26 protein-coding genes and 1 other RNA gene are annotated in these 24,064 nt (G+C 44.5%); 16 read left to right on the forward strand and 11 right to left on the reverse strand.

All coding sequences use genetic code 11. The features are described 5' to 3' along the window. Window positions 1-4: 4 nt before the first annotated feature. Entirely contained in the window at window positions 5-1,297 is a 1,293-nt protein-coding gene (eno, locus tag M1D69_RS04150) for a phosphopyruvate hydratase (protein ID WP_003151625.1), read from the forward strand. A 43-nt stretch (window positions 1,298-1,340) separates the two neighbouring features. Here the strand turns inward: eno and M1D69_RS04155 are convergent, their stop codons facing one another. Then, window positions 1,341-1,808: a GNAT family N-acetyltransferase gene (locus M1D69_RS04155; RefSeq protein ID WP_458104474.1), complete on the reverse strand. Its 468-nt coding sequence runs from the start codon at window positions 1,806-1,808 to the stop codon at window positions 1,341-1,343. Window positions 1,809-1,934: 126 nt separating this feature from the next. Between M1D69_RS04155 and M1D69_RS04160 the strand changes: the two genes are divergently transcribed. Continuing rightward, window positions 1,935-3,752, forward strand: a complete 1,818-nt coding sequence (locus M1D69_RS04160; protein WP_458104473.1) for a zinc ribbon domain-containing protein — start codon at window positions 1,935-1,937, stop codon at window positions 3,750-3,752. A gap of 38 nt (window positions 3,753-3,790) precedes the next feature. Here M1D69_RS04160 and M1D69_RS04165 read toward each other — a convergent pair whose 3' ends face one another. The 3 genes from M1D69_RS04165 to opcR form a co-directional block, all read right to left on the reverse strand. Further along, on the reverse strand, window positions 3,791-4,492 hold the full coding sequence (locus M1D69_RS04165; protein WP_458104472.1) for a zinc ribbon domain-containing protein: 702 nt from the start codon (window positions 4,490-4,492) through the stop codon (window positions 3,791-3,793). Window positions 4,493-4,653: 161 nt separating this feature from the next. Beyond that, a complete protein-coding gene (locus tag M1D69_RS04170) occupies window positions 4,654-5,268 on the reverse strand; it encodes a PH domain-containing protein (protein WP_010331909.1) in 615 nt (204 codons plus the stop codon). 181 nt (window positions 5,269-5,449) lie between these two features. Further along, window positions 5,450-6,007: an opuC operon transcriptional regulator OpcR gene (gene opcR / locus M1D69_RS04175; RefSeq protein WP_458104471.1), complete on the reverse strand. Its 558-nt coding sequence runs from the start codon at window positions 6,005-6,007 to the stop codon at window positions 5,450-5,452. A gap of 263 nt (window positions 6,008-6,270) precedes the next feature. Between opcR and opuCA the strand changes: the two genes are divergently transcribed. The 4 genes from opuCA to opuCD all read left to right on the forward strand — a co-directional run bounded on the left by opuCA (window position 6,271) and on the right by opuCD (window position 9,708). Continuing rightward, the gene (gene opuCA / locus M1D69_RS04180) at window positions 6,271-7,410 is read left to right on the forward strand and encodes an osmoprotectant ABC transporter ATP-binding protein OpuCA (RefSeq protein ID WP_458104470.1); all 1,140 of its coding nucleotides are present in this window, start codon (window positions 6,271-6,273) and stop codon (window positions 7,408-7,410) included. A 21-nt stretch (window positions 7,411-7,431) separates the two neighbouring features. Next, window positions 7,432-8,085 carry a glycine betaine/carnitine/choline/choline sulfate ABC transporter permease OpuCB gene (opuCB, locus tag M1D69_RS04185; RefSeq protein WP_059292536.1) on the forward strand — a complete coding sequence of 218 codons (654 nt, stop codon included), beginning with the start codon at window positions 7,432-7,434 and terminating at the stop codon, window positions 8,083-8,085. 64 nt (window positions 8,086-8,149) lie between these two features. Then, window positions 8,150-9,016 carry an osmoprotectant ABC transporter substrate-binding lipoprotein OpuCC gene (opuCC, locus tag M1D69_RS04190; RefSeq protein ID WP_458106210.1) on the forward strand — a complete coding sequence of 289 codons (867 nt, stop codon included), beginning with the start codon at window positions 8,150-8,152 and terminating at the stop codon, window positions 9,014-9,016. Window positions 9,017-9,033: 17 nt separating this feature from the next. After that, on the forward strand, window positions 9,034-9,708 hold the full coding sequence (gene opuCD / locus M1D69_RS04195) for a glycine betaine/carnitine/choline/choline sulfate ABC transporter permease OpuCD (RefSeq protein ID WP_458104469.1): 675 nt from the start codon (window positions 9,034-9,036) through the stop codon (window positions 9,706-9,708). A gap of 34 nt (window positions 9,709-9,742) precedes the next feature. On the opposite strand, the gene M1D69_RS04200 is transcribed toward opuCD, so the two are convergent. Beyond that, on the reverse strand, window positions 9,743-10,276 hold the full coding sequence (locus M1D69_RS04200) for a GbsR/MarR family transcriptional regulator (RefSeq protein WP_458104468.1): 534 nt from the start codon (window positions 10,274-10,276) through the stop codon (window positions 9,743-9,745). 285 nt (window positions 10,277-10,561) lie between these two features. Between M1D69_RS04200 and opuBA the strand changes: the two genes are divergently transcribed. From opuBA to M1D69_RS04220, 4 genes are read left to right on the forward strand one after another with little or no spacing between them, the layout of a single operon-like run. Next, on the forward strand, window positions 10,562-11,707 hold the full coding sequence (opuBA, locus tag M1D69_RS04205; RefSeq protein WP_458104467.1) for a choline ABC transporter ATP-binding protein OpuBA: 1,146 nt from the start codon (window positions 10,562-10,564) through the stop codon (window positions 11,705-11,707). Between the two features lie 14 nt (window positions 11,708-11,721). Beyond that, on the forward strand, window positions 11,722-12,375 hold the full coding sequence (locus tag M1D69_RS04210) for an ABC transporter permease (protein WP_105953912.1): 654 nt from the start codon (window positions 11,722-11,724) through the stop codon (window positions 12,373-12,375). A gap of 11 nt (window positions 12,376-12,386) precedes the next feature. Then, window positions 12,387-13,307 (forward strand): choline ABC transporter substrate-binding lipoprotein OpuBC, encoded by a 921-nt coding sequence (gene opuBC / locus M1D69_RS04215; RefSeq protein ID WP_458104466.1) that lies wholly within the window; start codon window positions 12,387-12,389, stop codon window positions 13,305-13,307. A gap of 16 nt (window positions 13,308-13,323) precedes the next feature. After that, window positions 13,324-14,004 carry an ABC transporter permease gene (locus M1D69_RS04220; protein ID WP_458104465.1) on the forward strand — a complete coding sequence of 227 codons (681 nt, stop codon included), beginning with the start codon at window positions 13,324-13,326 and terminating at the stop codon, window positions 14,002-14,004. Between the two features lie 45 nt (window positions 14,005-14,049). Here the strand turns inward: M1D69_RS04220 and M1D69_RS04225 are convergent, their stop codons facing one another. From M1D69_RS04225 to rghR, 4 genes are all read right to left on the reverse strand, one after another. Beyond that, entirely contained in the window at window positions 14,050-15,750 is a 1,701-nt protein-coding gene (locus M1D69_RS04225; protein ID WP_458104464.1) for a HAMP domain-containing methyl-accepting chemotaxis protein, read from the reverse strand. Window positions 15,751-15,876: 126 nt separating this feature from the next. Next, complete coding sequence (gene catR, locus M1D69_RS04230; RefSeq protein WP_010331897.1) at window positions 15,877-16,203, reverse strand: catDE operon transcriptional regulator CatR; 327 nt, start codon at window positions 16,201-16,203, stop codon at window positions 15,877-15,879. Window positions 16,204-16,294: 91 nt separating this feature from the next. Beyond that, the gene (locus M1D69_RS04235; RefSeq protein WP_458104463.1) at window positions 16,295-16,714 is read right to left on the reverse strand and encodes a helix-turn-helix domain-containing protein; all 420 of its coding nucleotides are present in this window, start codon (window positions 16,712-16,714) and stop codon (window positions 16,295-16,297) included. Between the two features lie 28 nt (window positions 16,715-16,742). Beyond that, a complete protein-coding gene (rghR, locus tag M1D69_RS04240) occupies window positions 16,743-17,150 on the reverse strand; it encodes a transcriptional repressor RghR (RefSeq protein WP_010331895.1) in 408 nt (135 codons plus the stop codon). A 151-nt stretch (window positions 17,151-17,301) separates the two neighbouring features. Here rghR and M1D69_RS04245 point away from each other — a divergent pair, with 151 nt between their 5' ends. Beyond that, window positions 17,302-17,535 (forward strand): helix-turn-helix domain-containing protein, encoded by a 234-nt coding sequence (locus M1D69_RS04245; protein ID WP_010331894.1) that lies wholly within the window; start codon window positions 17,302-17,304, stop codon window positions 17,533-17,535. Window positions 17,536-17,578: 43 nt separating this feature from the next. Here M1D69_RS04245 and M1D69_RS04250 read toward each other — a convergent pair whose 3' ends face one another. Next, complete coding sequence (locus M1D69_RS04250) at window positions 17,579-18,343, reverse strand: alpha/beta fold hydrolase (RefSeq protein WP_458104462.1); 765 nt, start codon at window positions 18,341-18,343, stop codon at window positions 17,579-17,581. A 152-nt stretch (window positions 18,344-18,495) separates the two neighbouring features. Between M1D69_RS04250 and secG the strand changes: the two genes are divergently transcribed. The 5 genes from secG to ssrA all read left to right on the forward strand — a co-directional run bounded on the left by secG (window position 18,496) and on the right by ssrA (window position 23,102). Next, the gene (gene secG, locus M1D69_RS04255) at window positions 18,496-18,726 is read left to right on the forward strand and encodes a preprotein translocase subunit SecG (protein WP_003220028.1); all 231 of its coding nucleotides are present in this window, start codon (window positions 18,496-18,498) and stop codon (window positions 18,724-18,726) included. A 131-nt stretch (window positions 18,727-18,857) separates the two neighbouring features. Then, window positions 18,858-19,598: an alpha/beta hydrolase gene (locus tag M1D69_RS04260; RefSeq protein WP_044159124.1), complete on the forward strand. Its 741-nt coding sequence runs from the start codon at window positions 18,858-18,860 to the stop codon at window positions 19,596-19,598. 18 nt (window positions 19,599-19,616) lie between these two features. Next, the gene (gene rnr / locus M1D69_RS04265; protein ID WP_458104461.1) at window positions 19,617-21,953 is read left to right on the forward strand and encodes a ribonuclease R; all 2,337 of its coding nucleotides are present in this window, start codon (window positions 19,617-19,619) and stop codon (window positions 21,951-21,953) included. 142 nt (window positions 21,954-22,095) lie between these two features. Continuing rightward, window positions 22,096-22,566: an SsrA-binding protein gene (gene smpB, locus M1D69_RS04270; RefSeq protein WP_010331890.1), complete on the forward strand. Its 471-nt coding sequence runs from the start codon at window positions 22,096-22,098 to the stop codon at window positions 22,564-22,566. 174 nt (window positions 22,567-22,740) lie between these two features. Next, window positions 22,741-23,102: a transfer-messenger RNA gene (gene ssrA, locus M1D69_RS04275) on the forward strand. Window positions 23,103-23,758: 656 nt separating this feature from the next. Here ssrA and M1D69_RS04280 read toward each other — a convergent pair. Next, entirely contained in the window at window positions 23,759-23,953 is a 195-nt protein-coding gene (locus tag M1D69_RS04280; RefSeq protein WP_458104460.1) for a hypothetical protein, read from the reverse strand. Window positions 23,954-24,064 lie beyond the last annotated feature (111 nt).

Here is a 24,064-nt window from a genome sequence, read left to right on the forward strand (position 1 = left end):
ACTCATGCCATACATTGTTGATGTTTATGCACGCGAAGTATTAGACTCCCGCGGCAACCCAACAGTTGAAGTTGAAGTATATACAGAAACAGGAGCTTTCGGCCGCGCATTAGTGCCAAGCGGAGCTTCTACAGGTGAATACGAGGCAGTTGAGCTTCGTGACGGCGACAAAGACCGTTACCTTGGAAAAGGCGTGTTAACAGCTGTTAACAACGTAAACGAAATCATTGCTCCAGAGCTTCTTGGCTTTGATGTAACTGAACAAAACGCAATCGATCAGCTTTTAATCGAGCTTGACGGTACTGAAAACAAAGGCAAACTTGGTGCGAACGCAATCCTTGGCGTATCTATGGCTTGTGCGCGCGCAGCTGCTGATTTCTTACAGATTCCTCTTTACCAATACCTTGGAGGATTCAACTCAAAAACGCTTCCTGTACCGATGATGAACATCGTCAACGGCGGAGAGCATGCTGACAACAACGTAGATATTCAAGAATTCATGATCATGCCAGTAGGTGCTCCTAACTTCCGTGAAGCACTTCGCATGGGCGCTCAAATCTTCCACAGCCTGAAATCAGTTCTTTCTGCTAAAGGAATGAACACAGCTGTAGGTGATGAAGGCGGATTCGCTCCAAACCTTGGTTCTAACGAAGAAGCGCTTCAAACAATCGTTGAAGCAATCGAAAAAGCCGGCTTCAAACCTGGCGAAGAAGTAAAACTTGCAATGGACGCTGCATCTTCTGAATTCTACAACAAAGAAGACGGCAAATACCATCTCTCTGGCGAAGGCGTTGTGAAAACATCTGCTGAAATGGTTGACTGGTACGAAGAAATGGTTTCTAAATACCCAATCATCTCTATCGAAGACGGACTTGACGAGAACGACTGGGAAGGCCACAAGCTTCTTACTGAGCGTCTTGGCAAAAAAGTTCAGCTTGTTGGTGATGACCTATTCGTTACAAACACGAAAAAGCTTGCTGAAGGTATCAAAAACGGCGTAGGCAACTCTATCCTGATCAAAGTAAACCAAATCGGTACATTGACTGAAACATTCGATGCGATCGAAATGGCGAAACGCGCAGGCTACACTGCTGTTATCTCTCACCGTTCTGGTGAAACTGAAGACAGCACAATCGCTGACATCGCTGTGGCAACAAACGCAGGACAAATCAAAACAGGTGCTCCGTCACGTACGGACCGTGTTGCGAAATACAACCAGCTTCTTCGCATCGAAGATCAGTTGGCTGAAACTGCTCAATACCACGGTATTAACTCTTTCTACAACTTAAACAAGTAATAAAATGACCGCCGAGATATATCTCGGCGGCTTTTTTGTGCTTTTAGAGATCCAAATAAAGCCTCACCATATCCCGGCATTGAATGCCGTTTTCAAAGATCTCCTCATCGTAGTGTCTGATAAAAAAATCATGGTCGATCGCCTGCAGGCGAAATCCGCATTTTTGATAAAGCGACAGCTGATGGATGCTGGAATTTCCAGTGCCAATCTCAATCACCTTTGCTCCCATCTGTTTTGCTTTTTCGATGGCGTCGCGGATAAGAAGCTTGCCAATGCCCTGTTTTTGCATTGTTTCTTTTACTGCGATGTTAACGATTTCTACAGTTTGCGGTCTAGTTGTAATGATCACGTATACACCAGCTAATTCGCCCGTTATATAAGCTGTATAGCATTCTCCTCTGGCAATGTATTCATCAACGATTTCTTTTGACGGATCGGCGAGCAGCAGAAGGTCATACAGCGCTTGATCATAGTTTATTGCTTTTTGAATGGTGAGATGTTGCATGGTCATTCCACCTTTTCATATGTTTATAGAGATATTTTCATGATTTCCTCCAATTTCATACCATTCTATTATAAAATATGTAACATAGGAAATCTGTACAAAATAGTGGATAAAAAATAGGAGGAAAGTCACATGTTTTGTAAGGAATGCGGTCAAAAAAATAATGAAGGGGCCAAGTTTTGTAAAGAATGCGGCACCCCGATCGGAGGGAGCAGCAGACAGGCAAATCAAGAAACAGCAAGCACTGCTGAAACGAGGCAGGCTCCGCGAAAACCAATCCCTAAGAAAACCATCATGTTATGGAGCAGCATTGCCGCAGCGTGCGTCATATTATTCGCCGCATATAAAACCGGAGCGTACCTTACTTCTAAGGACAGGTTAGTCGACAAATTTGAACAGGCTGTAAATGATGAGGATGAAGACCAAATCGCTACGCTGCTAACGCCGGCAAATGACAAGCTCAAGCTTACTAAACAAAACGTAAAGCCGTTTCTTACATATTTGAAGGATCATCCTGACAAAAAAGATGAGCTTTTTGCATCGCTGCGTGCTGAAACAGTCCAAAAGGATATTGTATACGCGGAGAAAGACGGGAAAAGCTTGCTAGTATTTGACCATTATGATTTAAAGATAGCACCTGTTTATTTTGAAGTAACCAGCAATTATAAACATACCGATCTCTATGTGAATAAAGAGGAAGCCGGATCTGTAAAGAAAGCGGATCAGGCACAAACCCTCGGACCGTACATTCCAGGCGAATATACAGTCTCAGCCAAACTGAAAAACGATGTAGTCGATCTTGTGAAAAAGGAAGACATTCAGGCGGTTGGTGACAACAGCTTTCGTGTTGATCTTTCATTGGAAGCAGATAACGTAACCTTCAGCTTAGCGGACGACATAAAGGATGGAAAGGGAGATTTGCTGATTAACGGTAAATCCATCCATAAGGATCCGTTCAAATCTGTCACATACGGCCCGCTTCTGACAGACGGATCAATGACAGCTGCGGTAGAAGCGGAGTTTCCGTGGGGAAAAACAAAAACAGCGGGTGTGCCGATTGATAGCAAAGAAATGGAGTTAACATTAATTCCTGACCAAGACACACAAGAAACAATCATGAATACGATTGTCAAAACGACAAAGCAATATTCCAAAGCGCTTTCTGATGGAAATACAGCTCAGATGACAGAGGCAAGTGCCAGTTGGAAAGCTGAAGCAAAAGATAACGTGGATTCGATGAAAAACACGGATTCTTACTTAAAAGATAAATACCTGGAAACAGACTTTGATTTGGATACATTTGCTCTATCCCAGAAAAATGACGGCACATGGCAGGCGGCAGTAAAAGGAAAAGAACTTCACCAGTCGGCTAATTATAATGACTATACGAAACCTGAAATGTCGGATGAGAGCCCGAGCTATGAATATCTGCTTTCATATGATAAAAAACAGAAAAAGTGGATGTTCGAAGATGCAGAATCATCTTTTGATTCTGCCGGAACAAATATAAAGAAAATAAAAAATGATCATGCAGAGACGTACACGTCAGCCTGGGCAGACGCGAAAGGCAAAAAAGCAAGCGTAAGCCCATCGACCGGCGATGTCACGGATGAACAAGTGACATCATTTATGGTTAGTTATCTGACAAATCAATCAACCGCAGTGAGTTTAAATGAATTTGCGGTCATGGAAGGCAATCTGGAAAAAGGAAGTTCATTATATTATGATCAGCAGAAATTGGTTAAGAAGCTGTACAGCGAGGGGACGACTGAAGTATTTATTGATGTAGAGGTAAAAAGCTTTAATCAAAGCGGCTCGAATATCACAATTAAAACATATGAAGAATTTGATATTACAAAATCAGGCGGCAGTACAAAGCGCAGAACATACAACTGGACCTACACCGGCGTAGTGAAAGACGGAAGAATCTATTTAACATCTATTCAATAAAAACAAACCCCCATCACCAGCAGGCGATGGGGTGTTTTTTAAAAGAAGATATAACGGAAAATCTCTTTGATATAATGTTCGATGATGAGCCGAAACGCAACGCATGTGATGAGATAAATCACAATGGTTGAGTAAATGATATCAGCCTTTCCTTTATACGAATGCTGGTAACTGCTCAGCATCGCAGGGGGAATAGCGAAGAATGCGCCGATTAAACCAATCGCTAACACGGTGAAACAAAGGTCTGTATGTAATAAAAACAATAGAAGTGCAAGAATCAAAATAGCTGTAAACGGAATAAGAAACGCACCAAATCTGGAGAATGAATCTTTAAATGAGACTTGGTTTCCCGCGATTTTTAAGGAAAAAAAGATCAATGCATGCAACCCGAAAATAAAAAGGGCAAAGTAAATGGTTGGCTTTAAAAAGATTTCTGTAAAGCTCGCACTGCCGGGACCATCTGAAAAAAGAATATAAAACATCAGCGGAGTTAGTAAACTGAAAAGCACCATTGTAATGATTCCGCTGATCAGCTGTTCGCCGCCTGTTGTTTTGCACTCCTGATAAGGGCGTTTCAGAACAGCCAGAACAAATGAACCGAACTGCTTTGCTGCTAGTTTTGCAGCTTCAGCTCCCGCCTGTGCTCCTTGATTTTCGCCGGCTTGGCGTGGAAGAGGCGATCCGCATTTCTCACAAAACTTTCCGCCATCTGCTTGATGGCCGCATTGAGGACAAAACATATGATGACTCCTTTTACATGTAATATAGGGAAAATAGACTAATAATGTCATTATAAAAGAAAAAAGTAGAAAAGTAACCAATATCCAGCCAAAAAATTTTCTCCGAGATTATGTATCAGAAAAAAGACACGAGCTGCCAGATGCGAACCCGTGCCTTGTTTCTAGTTATTAATATATTTTTCAAATACGTCACCGAAATCTTTAATATGGTACTGCGAGCGGACGGAAGTGACCCATGTAAACCCGAATTCGGTCAGCTCTTTGTATTGTGTTTCAATATTGACGTGCTCAGGGCGGGTATGCTGAAGGATGGTGACTGCTCGTTCCAGACTTTGTTCAGCCTGATTGATCAAAATGTCATTTTCATAGATCGTTTCAGAGATACGGAGAAGGGCTTTATACAAATCTTTCAGCTTTTCAATTTGCTCTTTATGCACATCGATGTCAAATTGTTCAGAGCCCAGCTTGAACTTGATTTCAACATCCAAATCGACTTTCCCGGCGGTTTCCAGAAAAACATCAGAGATTTTATATTGGGAATAAGGGTAGCGTTTCAGCGTTCGTTTAGAGGAAGTGGCACGTTCGCCGTCAACATGGATCAGCGCCAGATTTGTGAAGCAATATTCATCGGCTTTTGTTTTAATCAGGAAATAAATTTTTTCGTTGTCTTCATGCATGACATAGTCATCAGCATCTGTTTTATCATAATCCTGAGGTTCGATAATTTTTCCGATATCTGATAATCCGAGTGCATCTGCTGCAATTTTCTTGAACATATAGATACATCCTTCCTATTTACATAGTCACTTCATTGTAGCATGTGGTGTTTCCGAATGGCTATAAACGTTTGCGAAGATTCAGCCTCTGGGTAAGGCCAATGGCACATGGAGGAAGTATACGATGTTCTCATATATGATGTTTCCAATATTAATCTCATCATGTAGAAAAGCAGTTCCCTTACTTCAGGGAGCTGCTTTCAGCTGTTTTCGGCACGTATTCAAATACTTCCTCACTCTCAAAAAACTCAATTAAGCGGCTCAGCCAATCATAGTAATGAAGCCATTCTCTTAATTCATTCAGCAGCCGGTTGACTTTCTCTTCCGCTTCTGGAGAAAGCCCGTCCTTTTGCAAAAGATCAGTCAGCTCCCGGTTTAATTTTTTATACAGTACTTTGTTTTTACTCACGACCTTAGTCCAGTTCGCCGCAAATAAAGAAATGAAGGTTTGAAAATAATCCTGCTCTACGTCGTAAAGATCTTTTCTTACGCCTTTTTCAAACACCTTTTCGGCAATGTTGGCATCAATCATTTCACGGACGACCTGGCTCATCCGCGTTTTGCTCATGCCTGTTGCTTCTGACAGCTCGCTTAACGTCATCGGTTTTCGGTTCATATAAATAATCCCGAGCACACGCCCGACAGTAGAAGGCATTCCAAACGTATGCATGTTTTCGGCAATCTTCTCGATGAGATGCTCTTCAGCATGTTCAATGATGTCGAGAGCAGTTTTTTTCACAGCTGATCATCCCTTCAAATGGCAATTGATGGTGTCAATATATCATATTTCTGCCAGTTGTTGAAAACAGCTGTATGCGGAGGAAGCGAGAGGTATCCGGCGTAATTGTAAGAACACCCTCTCTGCCTGAGTCATAACAATAAATAATCTGTAAATAACATATAATTTCAACACATTGTAAACTTTTTATTTTACAAAGTTCAAATTATAATAAAGATTATACTTTTCAGAAAAATTAACGGAAACCTGCGGAGGTGCACGGATTGCTGAAATTAGAACAAGTGTCAAAAGTATATAAAGGCGGCAAAAAAGCTGTGAACAGCATTGATTTAGATATTGCCAAGGGTGAATTTATCTGTTTTATCGGCCCGAGCGGCTGCGGAAAAACGACGACGATGAAGATGATTAATCGATTGATAGAACCATCGTCAGGAAAGATCTTTATCGACGGAGAAAACATAATGGAACAGGACCCGGTTGAACTGCGGAGAAAAATCGGCTATGTGATTCAGCAGATCGGTTTGTTTCCCCACATGACCATTCAGCAGAACATTTCACTCGTTCCGAAACTGCTGAAATGGCCTGAAGAAAAACGAAAAGAACGGGCGAGAGAGCTGTTAAAGCTTGTTGATATGGGCCCTGAATATTTAGACCGTTATCCCCACGAGCTCAGCGGCGGACAGCAGCAAAGAATCGGCGTGCTGCGCGCACTGGCTGCGGAACCCCCTCTCATTTTAATGGATGAACCGTTCGGAGCGCTTGACCCGATCACGCGGGATTCCCTTCAGGAAGAATTCAAAAAACTGCAGAGAACCTTAAACAAAACGATTGTGTTTGTAACCCACGATATGGATGAAGCGATTAAGCTTGCTGACCGTATCGTGATTTTAAAAGCGGGAGAAATCGTTCAAGTCGGCACACCTGATGAGATTCTCCGGAACCCGGCAAATGAATTTGTTGAAGAATTTATCGGGAAAGAGCGCCTGATCCAGTCAAGGCCGGATATCGAGCGGGTTGAGCAAATGATGAACAGAACGCCAGTGACAGTGTCAGCAGACAAAACGCTTTCCCAGGCCATTCAGCTGATGAGAGAAAAACGCGTCGACTCGCTGCTTGTTGTAGATGAGCAAAATGTGCTGAAGGGATACGTAGATGTTGAAATCATTGATCAAAACCGCAAAAAAGCGAGCGTTGTTGGTGATGTGTACCGCTCGGATATGTATACCGTGCAAAAAGGAGCGCTTCTTCGCGATACAGTCCGAAAAATTTTGAAACAAGGGATCAAGTATGTTCCTGTCGTCGATGAACAGAACCATTTAGCAGGGATTGTGACAAGAGCAAGCCTTGTAGACATCGTATACGATTCCATATGGGGCGAGGAAAACCAGCTAATGACGATCTGATCAGGGGAGGAACTCTTACACATGAATCAAATAATGACTTTTTTACAGACGAACGGCGGAGAGCTGCTGTATAAAACAGGTGAACATTTATACATTTCTCTCATTGCTGTTGTATTGGGCATTATCGTTGCGGTGCCGCTCGGCGTTCTGCTGACCAGAATGAAAAAAGGCGCAGGCGCGGTTATAGGTGCCGTCAACATTGTGCAAACCTTGCCGAGTCTGGCGATTCTGGCATTTTTTATCCCGCTTCTCGGTGTGGGAAAAGTGCCTGCGATCGTCGCTTTATTTTTCTATTCGGTGCTTCCGATTCTGCGCAATACGTATACAGGCATTAAAGGTGTAAACAAAAATCTGCTTGAGTCAGGAAAAGGGATTGGAATGACCGGCTGGGAGCAGATCCGGCTCGTCGAGATTCCGCTGGCGATTCCGATTATTATGGCAGGCATCCGCACATCCACGATCTATTTAATCGGCTGGGCGACCCTTGCCTCATTTATTGGCGGCGGCGGACTCGGTGATTACATTTTTATCGGACTGAACCTGTATCAGCCTGAATACATCATTGGCGGTGCTGTGCCGGTTACAATCTTAGCCATTATCATTGATTATTTGCTAGCCGTGACGGAACGAAAAGTGACACCGAAGGGATTGCAAGGGATGAAGGAAGTTTCTTAAGGAGTTGGCTGTATTGAAAACGAAAAAAATCAGATGGATCGGCGCGCTCGCTTTCGCCTTTGTTATGCTGCTGAGCGGCTGTTCTCTGCCGGGACTTGGCGGCGCCTCACAAGATACGATCAAGGTCGGGGCGCAAAGCATAACAGAATCAGAAATTTTAGCGAATATGATTGCGCAGCTCATTGAACACGATACGGATTTAAATACGGCTTTAGTCAAAAATCTCGGATCAAACTATGTTCAGCACCAGGCGATGCTCGGCGGTGACATTGACATATCCGCCACACGCTATTCTGGCACGGATTTAACGAGCACCCTCGGAATGGAGGCGGAGAAGGATCCGGAAAAAGCGCTGAATATCGTGCAAAAAGAATTTGACAAACGTTTTAAATATAAATGGTTTGATTCTTACGGGTTTGATAACACATATGCCTTTACCGTAACAAAGAAGTTTGCGGAAAAGGAGCATGTAAACACCGTGTCTGATCTGAAGAAAAACGCTTCTGATTATAAGTTGGGGGTCGACAATGCCTGGTTGAAACGGAAGGGCGACGGATATAAAGGTTTTGTCAGCACGTATGGATTTGAGTTCGGCACAACCTATCCGATGCAGATCGGACTTGTTTATGACGCAGTCAAAAACGAGAAAATGGACGCTGTTCTTGCTTATTCCACAGACGGCCGGATTAAGGCGTATGATCTCAAAATCCTAGAAGACGATAAACAGTTTTTCCCGCCGTATGACTGTTCGCCGGTGATTCCGGAAAAGGTGCTTAAGGAACATCCGGAGCTTGAAGGCATTATTGATAAACTGATCGGGAAGATTGACACGGAAACCATGCAGGAGCTCAACTACGAAGTGGACGGCAAACTGAAGGAGCCGTCTGTTGTGGCAAAGGAATTTTTAGAGAAACATCATTATTTTGACTAAGAAAAGAGGCAGACCAAATGGAAGTATTACAGCAGCTTGGCACTTACTATTCGCAAAATGGCGGTTATGTGCTGCAAGAGTTTTACCGCCATTTTCTGATGTCGGTGTACGGCGTTTTGTTTGCGGCCATCGTCGGCATTCCGCTTGGCATCCTGATTGCCAGGTACAGAACATTAAGCGGCTGGGTTTTCGCCGTCACGAACGTGATCCAGACGGTGCCGGCGCTCGCCATGCTGGCCGTGCTGATGCTAGTGATGGGGCTTGGCGCCAATACGGTCATTTTATCGTTATTTCTTTATTCACTGCTGCCGATCATCAGAAATACGTATACAGGCATTGTCAGCATTGAACATGCCTATCTTGAATCAGGAAAAGCGATGGGTATGACAAAGTTTCAAGTGCTGCGGATGGTCGAGCTTCCGCTGGCGCTTTCTGTCATTATGGCCGGCCTCCGCACCGCGCTCGTCATTGCTATCGGCATTACTGCCATCGGGACATTTGTCGGCGCCGGAGGCCTTGGAGACATCATCGTCAGGGGGTCAAACGCAACAAACGGGACCGCGATTATATTAGCTGGCGCGATCCCGACAGCTCTTATGGCGGTGATAGCTGATTTGGTCATGGGCTGGCTTGAACGCGCGTTAAGCCCGATTAAAAAGAAAAAGAAGAAAAAACTGGCCAGTGCAGCTTAATAAAAAAAACGCCTTGTTCATGACAGGGCGTTTTTTACGGTTTCGGTACATATTTAAAAATCTCTTCACTCTCAAAAAACTCAATCAGACGGCCGAGCCAATTGTAATAGTCGAGCCATTCCTTTAATTCCTTCAACAGCTCATTCACCTTTTCTTCCGCTTCAGGAGTAAGCTCTTCATCCAAGACGCTGAGCAGCTCCGGGTTGAGTTTTTTATGCATCATTTTATTTTTGCTGACGACTTTGCTCCAAGTGGCTGTAAACAGAGTGATAAAGGTTTGGTAGTAATCCTCTTCAACATCGTATAAGTCTTTTCGCACGCCCTTTTCGAACACCTTCTCGGCGATGTTGGCATCGAGCATGTCCCGCACGACCTGGCTCATTCGCGTTTTGCTCATGCCGGTCGCTTCTGATAATTCCGTCAGCGTCATTGGCTTGCGATTCATATAAATAATGCCCAGCACACGTCCGACGGTAGAGGGCATTCCAAATGCATGCATGTTTTCCGCGATTCTTTCTATAAGGTGGTCTTCAGTCTGTTCAATTATCGTTAACGGATCTTTCTCCAACAGTTTCAATCCTTTCAGCTAACAATTCCGATGTCAATATACCACATTTTTGATGCGGCGGAAATGCTGTAGTCATAGAATTTGGCAGGAAATTGGAGCAATAAGGAGATCATTACCGGTCAATACGGGTAAATCAGGGTTTACACATACTTTATAAATAATATGAACAAATTGTAAACTTTTTATTTTATAAACTTTATTCTATAATGGGAAGCATTCAATTGTCTGAAAAATTAAATATGAACTGAACGAATTGAATGAATTTAATTTTGGGGGTGCGAATGTTTGCTGACATTAGAAAATGTCTCGAAAACATACAAAGGCGGCAAAAAAGCCGTGAACAACGTGAATCTTAAGATTGCAAAAGGTGAATTTATCTGTTTTATCGGCCCGAGCGGCTGCGGAAAAACAACAACAATGAAAATGATTAACCGATTAATTGAGCCGTCTGCCGGCAAGATTTTCATTGACGGTGAAAACATCATGGAACAGGACCCGGTAGAACTCAGGCGTAAGATCGGCTATGTCATTCAGCAGATCGGACTGTTCCCCCATATGACCATTCAGCAGAACATTTCACTTGTGCCTAAGCTGCTGAAATGGCCAGAGCAGCAGCGGAAAGAACGTGCGCGTGAGCTTTTAAAATTGGTCGATATGGGACCTGAATATTTAGACCGTTATCCTCATGAATTAAGCGGGGGACAGCAGCAGCGAATAGGTGTATTACGGGCACTTGCCGCGGAACCGCCGCTTATCTTAATGGATGAACCGTTTGGGGCGCTTGACCCGATTACGAGGGATTCCCTTCAGGAAGAATTTAAAAAACTGCAAAAAACCTTACATAAAACCATCGTATTTGTTACCCACGATATGGATGAAGCGATTAAACTGGCAGACCGGATCGTCATATTAAAAGGCGGAGAGATTGTGCAGATCGGAACGCCTGATGATATTCTGAGAAATCCGGCAAACGAATTTGTTGAGGAGTTTATCGGCAAAGAGCGCCTGATTCAGTCATCAAGTCCTGATGTTGAGCGGGTTGATCAAATTATGAGTACACACCCGGTGACCATTACGGCGGATAAAACGCTCTCTGAAGCGATCCAGCTGATGAGGCAGGAGCGTGTCGACTCGCTGCTGGTGGTAGATGACAGCCACGTTCTTCTAGGCTATGTAGATGTGGAAATCATTGATCAATGCCGGAAAAAAGCCGAGCTCGTAGGCGAGGTCCTGCATCAAGACATCTACACCGTCTTGGGCGCAACACTGCTGCGGGATACAGTACACAAAATTTTAAAACGGGGTGTAAAGTACGTGCCGGTTGTCGATGAAGACCGCCGTTTAATAGGAATTGTGACGAGAGCGAGCCTGGTTGACATTGTGTATGAGTCCATCTGGGGAGAAGAAAAACAGCTCGCAGTATTGTCATAGGGAGGTTGTCAGACATGGATCATATCATTGAATTTTTGCAAACCAACGGAGGCGAGCTGCTTTACAAAACATATGAGCATATCACCATTTCTCTCATCGCCGTCATTTTAGGCGTTGCTGCCGCTGTGCCTCTTGGGATTGTGCTTACCAGAATGAAAAAAGGAGCCGGCACCATTATCGGCATTGTGAATATCATTCAGACGCTGCCCAGTCTGGCAATCCTCGCTTTCTTTATCCCGCTCTTGGGAGTCGGAAAAGTTCCGGCTATTGTGGCCTTGTTTTTCTATTCCGTTTTGCCGATCCTGCGCAACACGTATACCGGGATTCGCGGCGTTAACAAAAATCTGCTTGAATCAGGAAAAGGCATCGGGATGACGGCCGCTGAACAAATCCGCCTCGTGGAACTGCCGCTTGCCGCGCCCGTCATCATGGCGGGGATCAGAACATCTACGATTTATTTAATCGGCTGGGCGACGCTTGCATCCTTTATCGGAGGCGGCGGATTGGGTGATTACATTTTCATCGGCCTGAATTTATATCAGCCGGAATATATCATCGGAGGAGCGGTTCCCGTCACGATATTGGCGATTGTCATTGATTATGTGCTGGCGTTGACGGAACGAAAAATCACGCCTGCCGGACTGCAGGGAATGAAGGAAGTTTCATAAGGAGGCTGCTCATGAAAAGAAAACATCTTAAATGGCTGAGCGGTTTCACGCTCGCAGTAATGCTGATGCTAAGCGGCTGTTCGCTTCCAGGGCTCAGCGCCGCTTCAGACCAGACCATCAAAATCGGCGCGCAAAGCATGAGTGAATCAGAAATCATCGCCAGCATGCTTGGCCAGCTGATCGAACACCATACGGATTTAAAAACAACAGCCATTAAAAATCTCGGCTCCAACGCGGTGCAGCAGCAGGCCTTGGTGAACGGAGAAATCGATATTGCGGCCACAAGATATACAGGTGACGCGCTGACAGGCACGCTGAGGATGAAACCTGAAAAAGATCCGGACAAAGCGCTGGCGCTGACACAGCAGGAGTTTAAAAAAAGATACGATTTAAAATGGTATGACTCCTACGGGTTTGATAATACGTATGCCTTTACCGTCAGCAAGAAGCTTGCGGACCAATATCATTTAGAAAACGTATCAGACGTCAAAAAATGGGCGCCGCAATTAAAGCTGGGCGTCGACAATTATTGGATGAAGCTGAAAGGGAACGGCTATCAGGATTTTACGAAAACCTACGGCATGACATTCGGCGGCACGTATCCGATGCAGATCGGGCTTGTGTATGACGCGGTGAAAAGCGGAAAAATGGACATTGTCCTCGCTTACTCCACGGACGGGAGAATCAAGTCCTATGGTCTTAAAATGCTAAAGGATGATAAGCAATTTTTCCCGCCGTACGACTGCTCTCCGGTTGTTCCGGAACAGGTGCTTAAAGAACATCCTGAACTGGAAGGCGTCATCCAGAAAATGATCGGAAAAATCGACACAGCCACGATGCAGGAGCTCAACTATGAAGTCGACGGCAATTTAAAAGAGCCTTCTGTCGTTGCCAAGGAATATTTAGAAAAGCATCATTACTTCGAATCATGAAAGGGGGAAGAAACCAATGAATGTGCTTGAACAGGTCATGACATATTATGCGCAGAACGGCAGCTACGTCATGGAAGAATTCGGCCGACATTTTCTCATGTCGGCTTACGGCGTCTTGTTTGCCGCTGTCGTCGGGGTTCCGGTCGGAATCCTCATTGCGCATTTCCGCCGCTTGTCAGGATGGGTATTCGCCGTAACAAATGTCATTCAGACGATTCCGGCGCTCGCCATGCTGGCAGTCCTGATGCTTGTCATGGGGCTCGGCGCAAACACGGTGATTGTATCATTATTTCTGTATTCCCTTCTGCCGATTATCCGAAACACGTACACAGGCATTGTCAGCATTGAACATGCCTACTTAGAATCGGGAAAAGCAATGGGCATGACGAAATTCCAGGTTCTTCGGATGGTTGAGCTCCCGCTCGCGCTTTCTGTCATTATGGCAGGCTTGCGCACGGCTCTCGTCATTGCCATCGGGATTTCAGCAATTGGCACATTTGTCGGAGCCGGCGGCCTTGGAGATATAATCGTCCGCGGCTCAAACGCGACAAACGGAACAGCGATTATTCTCGCCGGCGCGATACCGACTGCGGTGATGGCGGTTGCAGCTGATTTGCTCATGGCTTGGCTGGAGCGGGTGTTACATCCGGTCAAGAAAAAAAGATCCAGGGTGAGACGTATTCAAACAGCTGCATAAGAACAAAAAAAGAGGCTTGGATGATTCCAGCCTCTTTTGTCTTATTTAAATTGTAAACTGATCCATTTTCTCATTCAGTTCTTTCGCCAAACGCTCAAGCTCCTCAGCATTTTGAAGCACTTGATCCATCGAATGGGCGGATTGCTCAGTTATTGAAAATGTTTCTTCAATGCCGGCGGCCGACTCTTCAGAAACGGAGGCGATATTTTCAATCGATTGGTTAATTGTGATCGATTGATTTGTTAACTGCTTTAATCCGTCCGTTACTTCCTTAATGCTGTCCGCTACATAGGTGACCGATTGCTTAATGTTCTGCATGGCCTGTCCGGTGTCAGTCAGGTTTTCAGTACCTTTTTCTACTTCGGTAAAGCTGCTTTCCAGGTATTGAATGACACTGTTGATTTCCTGTTGTGTGCCGCCAACTATTTTAGTGATATCCTGAACGGAGTCAGATACGCCGTCTGCGAGCTTTCGGACCTCCTCTGCCACAACGGCGAAGCCTTTGCCGCTTTCTCCTGCGCGAGCTGCCTCAATGGCGGCATTAAGTGACAATAGGTTCGTTTGCTCGGCAATGCCGTTGATGACCTGAACAAGCTTGTTGATGTCCTGTGAATGCTGTTCCAGCGATCTTACTTTATGAACGGCCTCTTGAACGATATGATGGATGGTTTTCATTTGCTGCACTGACGTATCCATATTTTCGTTTCCGTTTACGGCGAGTTGAAGAACGTTTTGAGACGTATCGCTGATCGTCATGCCGTGATTGTAGGCTTTATCAATGCTTTCTGTAAATTCATTCATTGATTCGGCAATCGTCACAGCGTCTTGCGCCTGCTGCTCGGAGCCTTCAGCCATTTCGTTCATCGTTTCGGTAATATGCCTGCTGCCGGTTCTTGTTTCATTCGTTGCAGTGGTCAGCACCTGTGATGAAGAAAGCACGCGGGTGGAAATTTCTTTTGAATATCCGACGATATCTCTTAAATTCCCTACCATTTTCTGAAGCGCTTCGTTCAGATCGCCGAGCTCGTCTTTTGAGGCCAGCGGCTCTATGTCATTTGACAGATTGCCTTCGGCGATCTCATTCGCAGATGATTTCATTCGAATAATCGGTTTTACAATGCTGCGATTAATATAAAGCCAAATACATATACTGATGGCGATGGAGGCTGCCAGAAGCAAAGCCGTGTAAATCAGACCTTTATGATAAACGTCCTTGGTTTCTTTCACCGCCGTGTTGCTGCCTTCTTTATTAAAGTCAACAAGTTCAGTGATTGATTTTTTCATATCCTCAAAGTTTGCTTCAGTCTGTACCAATAAACCCCTTGCTTTATCTATATCATTCGTGCGTCCGCTCTCTAAAATTTGGTTATGAATATTCGTATATGAGTTGACTTCAGTCTTGAGCTGTTCGAAAATGCTGCGTTCTTTGTCATTAGAGATTGTCTTTTCATAGTTATCAAGCTTTTCATTAATATCCTTAAGGATCTGGTTCATATCTTGGTCCAGCGTATCCAATTTATCTTTGTCTGTATAAATCAGGAAATCCTTTTCCGTAGAGGAAAGGTGCTCTGTCAAATAATTAATAGATGTAATTTCTTTAATGCCGTCTATCCATTTCGTGTTGATTTCATCTGTCTTTTTGATGATGTGCTGCATATTGAAAGCGCCTATTCCGCCTATAAGCAGATTGATGAGGATCAGTGTCAAAAATACCAGGCTGAATTTGCGGGAAATCGTCAGTCGCATATAAGTGTTCTCCTTTAAAAAAAGTGATGTGATGTCCTATATATCGGCTGAGAAATTGTTTTTTCACCTGGAAATAAAAAATAAAAAACGGCTCTTCTCTCCGTTGAGATAGAACCGTTTTAGCAATTACATATGAAAGGAAGGGTCAATCCATTCAGTAGCCCATTTGGAGATTTCACCCAGAATGGGCGCTAACGCCATTCCCTTGTCAGTTAATGAATATTCGATGCGAACCGGAGTTTCGGGGATGACGTCCCGCTTAACCACTCCTTCAAGCTCAAGTTCTTTCAGCCTTTCTGACAGAACTCTGCCGCTTAGATTTGGAAGTGCTGCTTCTATTTCGCTAAATCGCTGCTGACCGTTCAACAGCTGAAAAACGATTAAAGCAACCCAGCGTTTGCTCAAGATGTCGACTGCTTTTTCAAATCTAGGACACATTTCTGATTGGTTCATACTTTTCACCTCGTCTGTCATTATTATAACGCAAATAACGAGGGAACGTATGCATGCGTGATTGATAAAATGCGAAAAGAGATGCAGAGGATTACGTGGAAGAGGAGCGTTTTTTCGCTTCGGAAGCTAAAAAATCGAAGTATTTGCTGAGATTTTCAATATCCTGCTTGGAGAGATACCGCCATTTTTCGCTGTTAAAAAGAGACAGGTTCTCCGTTCCGCGAGTGACAGCCGTCTGATAAATCGCATAAATAGACTGATAGCTTTCCGAAGCCTCTCGAATTTCTTCAGGAAAAGCGGTAATGTGCCCTGCGGCTGCCATCAGGTTTTCGTGCGGTATTTTCAGCACCGCTGCGAGCTTTTTTATGGTCGCGGGCTTTGGTGTGCCGCGCTTGCCGTTTTCTATTTTTGAAATGGTCGCTGAGCTGATGCCCGAGTACACCGCAAGCTGGTTTACTGTCAGTTTGCGGGCGCGGCGCAGCGCCCTTAATTCCTGTCCGAATGTTGACATGATGATCGCCTCGCATTTCTGGAAAGAGTTATTGATCAGCAGATCGTTTTTTGGCTTCGTCTGAAATAAAAGAGAAATAATGATCCAGCATGAGCAAATCCTCTTTGTTGAGATACTGCCATTTTTCACTCTCAAGAAGGGCAAGGTTTTTCAGGTCATAAGCCTCCGCCTTTTCAAGCAGCTGGCACTTCGTTTCATAAGGCGCTCTGGCTTCATGAACCTCTTCGATATATCCCGCTTTATACATAAGCCCTTCATAAGGAATTTTTAAGGCCTCCGCCAGTTTTTTGATGGTGGCAGGTTTAGGAACGCCGCGTTTGCCGTTTTCAATTCTGGAGATGCCGGCCGCGCTTACACCGGAATAAGTCGCCAGCTGGTTGACTGTCAACTTTCTCTCCTCACGCAATGCCCGTAATTGTTCGCCGAAGCTTTCCATATGTCTCACCCCGTCCCTCACTGTTACTCATATTTTAGTATGTTTATTGACTAAAGGGAATAGGTAGGCTGGAAATGTATTGACAAAAGTTAACATACGCCGTAATGTAAATGTATAGAAAAAGTTTTTTCATGAACGGAAGGTGAGGAAAGTGCCAGTAGAAAAGATACAGATTAGACGTGATTATGTATTGCAGTATATGGTCAATAACGATTATTCCCTCAATCAGCTTGCGCTGGAAATCGGAGTCTCACCCGCCACACTGAGCCGTGTGCTAAATGGAGAAAGACGGCCGGGGCAGCTTGTGATCGGAAAAATGCTTCACTATTTTGACTTGAAGTTTGAGGATCTTTTTTACTATGATTTTATTGACAAAAGTCAATGATGTAAAAACGCCTGGGGAACCAAGCGTTTTCTAAGCCTTATCATCAATGTGTCAAAACAAAACCCGTCACAAGTTCATTGCATGTTTTCCATTGTTTTGTCGGCAGCTGATGGCCTTGGTATTCCAGCCTGAAAAATTCAGCGTGGCTGCATGCTTTCCGGTAATAGCCTGCATGTGTAAAGGTCCAGTCGCGCAGGCCGCCATACATAAACAGCATCGGCATGTTAAAACGGGGCAATTGTTCAAGGCAGCTGTAGCTGAGCGAATCCTGATAATATTGATACCAATGGGCGAGGTCAGCTTTTTTCATATGACTCGTTAATAGATTTCGGAGCTGTCTGTTTTTCGTATGGCTGCTGGCGATAATTTTCATCAGCATGCCGGGACTTTTTTCAAGAAGATACATTCCCATTTTGTGAAGCTGCTGACCGGCCAAGGTATGAACAGCAGGGTAAGCGCCGGCCAACACCAAATGAGATACTTTGTCCGGCCGAGTGAAGCCAATGTGCTGTGCGATTAAGCTGCCGGCGGAATACCCGAATACTGCAGCCTGATCAATGTGCAAACGATCCATAAATTGCACGATCTCGTTTGCGTAATAGGAAATCGAGATTTGCTGGTCTGCATGATCGCTGTCGCCATGTCCGCTTAAATCGGGAAATATCACCCTGAAATGATCCGCCAGAAGGCGCTGATAATAAAAAACCTTGCGGCCCATGCCCGGCGGGTGAATAAAAATGATAGGGATTCCCTGTCCATATTCCTCATAATATAGATGTTTCTTATTGGCTGTGCTGATGATCGGCATTGTTGTTCTCCCTTTTCGCTCAATTCATACGAATAGGCTAACCAAAACAAAATGTCTTATCCGGTCTTTTGGCGTCTGATACGGCGTGACATGGCAAACCTTTTCATGTAAAATAGAAGTAATGTAGGCCAGTGAGTCTGGAGGTGTAAGGGATGCACGCGGTTTTGATTACCTTATTGGTTATCGTCAGTATTGCACTTATTATTGTCGTTTTGCTTCAATCCAGTAAAAGCGCCGGATTATCTGGTGCGATTTCAGGCGGAGCGGAGCAGCTCTTCGGGAAACAAAAAGCAAGAGGTCTTGATTTGATTCTGCACCGCATTACGGTTGTGCTGGCAGTCTTGTTTTTCGTGTTGACGATTGCGCTTGCTTATATCCTATAGGGCAATGTTTGTATAAGGTCTGATGTAAAGTCAGGCCTTTTTCACGTTTCTGGCTGATATTCAGAGCGTTTTTTTCTGATCAAACTGTGGAAAACTAAAATGATCGTGCAGAAAGAAAGGGAGACATGAGCATGAAAGTTGTGACACCAAAACCATTTACATTTAAAGGCGGAGACAAAGCGGTGCTTTTGCTGCACGGCTTTACAGGGAATACAGCGGATGTGAGAATGCTGGGACGTTATTTGAATGAACGGGGCTATACGTGCCACGCGCCTCAATATGAAGGACACGGCGTTCCGCCTGAAGAATTGGTACATACGGGGCCTGAAGACTGGTGGAAAAACGTCATGGATGGCTATGAATATTTAAAATCTGAAGGCTATGAGGACATTGCAGCATGCGGACTGTCGCTTGGCGGGGTTTTTTCGCTGAAATTGGGTTACACTGTACCCATAAAGGGAATTGTTCCAATGTGCGCGCCAATGCATATTAAAAGCGAAGAGGTCATGTATCAGGGCGTCCTTTCCTACGCGCGCAATTACAAAAAATTCGAGGGGAAAAGCCCAGAGCAAATAGAAGAGGAAATGAAGGAATTTGAAAAAACGCCGATGAATACCCTTAAGGCGCTGCAAGACTTGATTGCCGATGTGCGAAAGAATGTCGATATGATCTATTCTCCGACATTTGTTGTGCAAGCCCGTCATGATCACATGATTAATACCGAAAGTGCCAATATTATTTACAATGAAGTGGAAACTGACGATAAACAGCTGAAATGGTATGAGGAATCAGGCCATGTTATCACGCTGGACAAGGAACGGGACATCGTACATCAGGATGTGTATGAATTTTTAGAGAAGCTGGATTGGTAACCAACAGGAGGTCGGATTATGGAAAAAGAAGCATTTATGGATAAGCTTCTCTCGTTTATGAAGGAAGAGGCGTACAAGCCTCTGACTGTTCAGGAACTTGAGGAGATGTTACAGATTACGGATGCCGAGGAATTTAAAGAGCTCGTCAAAGCGCTGGTTGCGCTGGAGGAAAAAGGGTTTATCGTGCGGACGAGAAGCGACCGCTATGGCATTCCGGAAAAAATGAATTTAATTAAAGGAAAGCTTTCTGCGCATCCGAAGGGATTTGCCTTTTTGCTGCCTGAGGATACGTCGTTAAGCGATGTGTTTATTCCGCCTAATGAGCTGAATACAGCTATGAACGGCGATATCGTCATGGTACGCCTGAATTCGCAGTCAAGCGGCTCCAGACAAGAGGGTACCGTCATTCGCATTTTAGAAAGAGCGATTCAGCGGGTAGTCGGAACCTATACAGAAACAAAAAACTTTGGTTTTGTCATTCCGGATGACAAAAAAATCACAAGCGATATCTTCATTCCTAATAGCGGGAAAAATGGCGCGGCTGAAGGGCATAAGGTGGTTGTTAAGCTGACCAGCTATCCTGAAGGCCGAATGAATGCAGAGGGTGAGATTGAATCCATTCTCGGCCATAAAAATGATCCGGGCATTGATATTTTATCAGTCATCCATAAGCACGGACTGCCGGGTGAATTCCCTGCCGATGCAATGGAACAGGCGACAAGCACGCCTGATACGATTGATGAAAAAGACCTGAAAGACCGCCGTGATCTCCGTGACCAGGTCATTGTCACCATTGACGGAGCGGACGCGAAGGACTTGGATGATGCGGTTACAGTGACAAAGCTGGATGACGGCAGCTATAAGCTTGGCGTTCACATTGCCGACGTCAGCCATTACGTGACTGAAAACTCGCCGATCGACAAAGAAGCGATGGAAAGAGGAACGAGTGTGTATTTGGTTGACCGTGTGATTCCGATGATTCCGCACAGACTGTCAAACGGTATTTGTTCATTAAATCCGAAGGTTGACCGCCTGACACTTTCTTGTGAAATGACCATCAACAGTCGGGGAGAAGTCACAGAGCACGAAATCTTCCAAAGCGTCATCAAAACAACGGAAAGAATGACATATTCCGATGTGAATCAGATTCTTGTTGATGATGATGAAGAATTAAAGCAAAAGTACGAACCGCTCGTGCCGATGTTCAAAGACATGGAGCGGCTGGCAGAAATTCTTCGCGAAAAGCGGATGAACCGCGGCGCCGTGGATTTTGACTTTAAAGAAGCAAAGGTGCTTGTCGATGAAGAAGGCGCGGTCAAAGACGTTGTGATCAGAGAACGATCTGTCGCCGAAAAACTGATTGAAGAATTTATGCTTGTTGCGAACGAAACCGTTGCAGAGCATTTCCATTGGATGAACGTTCCGTTTATTTACCGGATACACGAAGAGCCTAATGCTGAAAAACTGCAAAAGTTTTTAGAGTTTGTGACAACATTTGGATATGTTGTAAAAGGAACGGCGGGAAATATTCATCCGCGCGCGCTGCAAAGCATTCTTGACGCTGTTCGTGACAGACCAGAGGAAACAGTGATTTCTACTGTCATGCTACGTTCCATGAAGCAGGCGAAATACGACCCGCAAAGCTTGGGGCACTTCGGCCTGTCAACGGAATTCTATACCCATTTCACATCGCCGATCCGCCGTTATCCGGATTTAATCGTCCACAGATTGATCAGAACGTACTTAATCAACGGCAAGGTCGATGAAGCGACACAGGAGAAGTGGGCTGAACGGCTTCCGGATATCGCTGAACATACTTCATCAATGGAACGCCGTGCAGTTGACGCAGAGCGTGAAACAGATGATCTGAAAAAAGCGGAATATATGCTTGATAAAATCGGTGAAGAATTTGACGGCATGATCAGCTCTGTGACAAACTTCGGGATGTTTGTCGAGCTGCCGAATACAATTGAAGGACTCGTCCACGTCAGCTTTATGACGGATGACTATTATCGCTTTGACGAGCAGCATTTTGCGATGATCGGCGAGCGGACGGGGAATGTGTTCCGTATCGGAGATGAAATTACAGTCAAAGTCGTTGACGTCAATAAAGACGAGCGCAATATTGACTTCGAAATCGTCGGTATGAAAGGCACCCCGCGCCGTCCGAGAGAAATGGACAGCCGCAGCCGAAAACGCGGAAAACCTGCCAGAAAACGCGTGTTAAGCACAAATACGCCTGTATCTCCTGCTCCTTCCGAGGAAAAAGGGGAGTGGTTCACAAAGCCGAAGAAGAAAAAGAAAAAACGCGGCTTTCAAAACGCACCGAAGCAGAAACGTAAAAAGAAGAAATAGCAGCTCAACCAGCAAATAGGGCGCAGTGCTCTATTTGCTTTCTTTCGGAAACAGCTTTTCATTGTAGCCATGCGTGACATTTGGTAAAATAGAGCGTATCGCAAAGGTCGACAGTTTTTCCTTAGTGAGAGGAGGTTCTGGCATGCCGAAAGGGTCAGGAAAAGTATTATCACAAAATAAAAAAGCCAATCACGATTATTTTATAGAAGAAACATATGAAACAGGCATTGTATTGCAAGGAACAGAAATCAAAGCGATTCGCGCCGGCCGCGTGAATCTTAAAGATTCCTTCGCCAAAATCGAACGGGGAGAAGTATTTCTCCACAATATGCACGTCAGCCCGTATGAGCAGGGAAACCGCTATAACCACGATCCGCTCCGGACGAGAAAGCTGTTAATGCACCGCAAGGAAATTAACAAGCTGATCGGCTTAACGAAGGAAAAAGGTTATTCTCTCGTTCCGCTCAAGCTGTATTTGAAAAACGGCTTTGCCAAAGTGCTTCTCGGTCTGGGTAAAGGGAAGAAAAACTATGACAAACGTGAAGATCTGAAGCGCAAGGATGCGAAGCGTGAAATTGAAAGAGCGTTCAGAGACAGTCAAAAAGGGTTCTAAAAGCATAACGCTTGATACTGAAATCCAGCCTGTGCTATACTGATTCCACGATGAGATGACACGGTCTTTTCTTGAAGAATTTGTCAATTGAAATGAGCCGTGATCATGTTATAATAGGAACGTAGCCAGTTTGAGTGAGAGCTTGATATTTCTCCCGTATTTCCCTTATAACAAGGGGACGTTACGGATTCGACAGGGATGGATCGAGCTTGAGCTGCGAGCCGAGAGGCGATCTCGTAAACACGCACTAAATATAACTGGCAAAACTAACAGTTTTAACCAAAACGTAGCATTAGCTGCCTAATAAGCGCAGCGAGCTCTTCCTGACATTGCCTATGTGTCTGTGAAGAGCACATCCAAGTAGGCTACGCTTGCGTTCCCGTCTGAGAACGTAAGAAGAGAAAAACAGACTAGCTCTCGGAAGGCCCGCCCGCAGGCAAGAAGATGAGTGAAAACACAAATATGCAGGCTACGCTCGTAGACGCTTAAGTAATCGATGTTTCTGGACGTGGGTTCGACTCCCACCGTCTCCATACATACTTTGTAACCGCAGTGCTATCAAGGCTTCTAAAGCTTTCGAGGGCACTGCGGTTACTTTTTGGTAACACTTTTAAAATTTTTCGTTTTCCATGAAGCCAATAACGTCATTTGTGTAGACGGATAAAGGTGACTATACTTGTTCAATGCGATGACCAATGGATTGCATTTTTTATTGATTAAGTATGACGCATGTGAATGTCTGAAGTCGTGGATCACCCCTGATTTTCTAAGGTATTTTTCGTAGCGTCTATCAATTGTGCTAGTCGCTATGCTATCGTAAAAAGAACCAAAAATCCTATAATCTGATTTTACTGGCGCTGTGTTTTCAGCGCCATTTTTTGTCTTTTAAAAGAGACAGTTACTCTATCGGCTCTCTCTGAATCTGCATGTGAATTTTATCCCTAATCCCAATTATTCGGGAGATGCAATTGAGATGGTATGGGAGGTTTGGGACATAGTGTTAGGGGAGCTGTACACATGAAAAAGAACAAAGGAGGTTATGCAAGCTTGTCGCACTGCGTACCCACTGGATTTTGTAAATAACACAGTGTTGCCCCGACTTGATTCAAAGCAGCTTTACTTAAGTTAAGTGCATCTTCCAAACATCCGTGAACACTACTGGTTTTGACATTCGTATAATTATATTCCTTATTCATATATAAGCGAAAGCGATCATGCCATCTTTTTGACCTGCAGTATAAGGAGACTTTTCAAGCCCATCCTCTTTGACTGTATACCCCGTCTCTTTGTCAAAAACTAAAATTCTAGTAAAAATGTACTCAACTTCTGCTAGAGCTTTTTCAATTGGTTCTTCAGTTAAGCCATCTAAATCGTCCTCCGGATTCACTTGGTTTGCTTAAGCTGCTGGTGCTATTGTCGCAATAGCAAGAAAGAAAAGCGACGCCGGAAAAAACAATCTTTTCAACATGTGTGAACTCCACTTTTTTTGAAATGGTAA

The organism is Bacillus sp. PK3-037, from assembly GCF_054161355.1.